This is a genomic window from Rhizobium sp. WYCCWR 11152 (genome assembly GCF_013087615.1).
Lineage (GTDB): Bacteria > Pseudomonadota > Alphaproteobacteria > Rhizobiales > Rhizobiaceae > Rhizobium > Rhizobium indicum.
Map to the genome: position 1 here is coordinate 1 of NZ_JABFCP010000007.1, position 666 is coordinate 666.

The following is a 666-nucleotide window of genomic DNA, read 5'->3' on the forward strand; positions in this document are numbered from 1 at the left end:
ATGCTGGCGCTGCCGCAATCGCCGACCTTCGACCCCTGGATCAAGGCCTGGGGCGAGACCTGCGTCGGTCTGACCTGCGCCGGCATCAAGGGCTACTTCTGGAACTCGATCAAGATGGTGGTGCCGGCTGTCGCGATCTCTACCATCATGGGGGCGCTGAACGGTTATGTGCTGACCAAATGGCGCTTTCCCGGCCACACTCTGGTGTTCGGGCTGATGCTGTTTGCCTGCTTCATCCCGTTCCAGTCGGTACTGTTGCCGATGGCAACGATCCTCGGCAGCCTCGGCCGCTTCGGCATGACGCTGCAGAATGCCACGGGCTCGAACTTCGGCTTCGGCAATCCGACCGTCAATCTGGTCTTTGTCCATGTCGTCTATGGCCTGGGCTTCACGACGCTGTTCTTCCGCAATTTCTACGAGGCCTTTCCGACCGAGCTGGTCAGGGCCGCCCAGGTCGATGGCGCCAGCTTCTTCCAGATCTTCCGCCGCATCATGCTGCCGAACTCGCTGCCGATCATCGTCGTCACGGTGATCTACCAGTTCACCAATATCTGGAACGACTTCCTGTTTGCCTCGGCTTACGCCGGCACCGGTGAATCCATGCCGATGACGGTGGCGCTGAACAATGTCGTCAACACCTCGACCGGGGTGGTCGAATACAATGTC

1 protein-coding gene is annotated in these 666 nt (G+C 59.9%); it reads left to right on the forward strand.

Annotated elements, in window-relative coordinates:
- Positions 1-666: carbohydrate ABC transporter permease (locus G9X67_RS09845; RefSeq protein WP_171598593.1), on the forward strand; the 666-nt coding region annotated here is incomplete at both ends.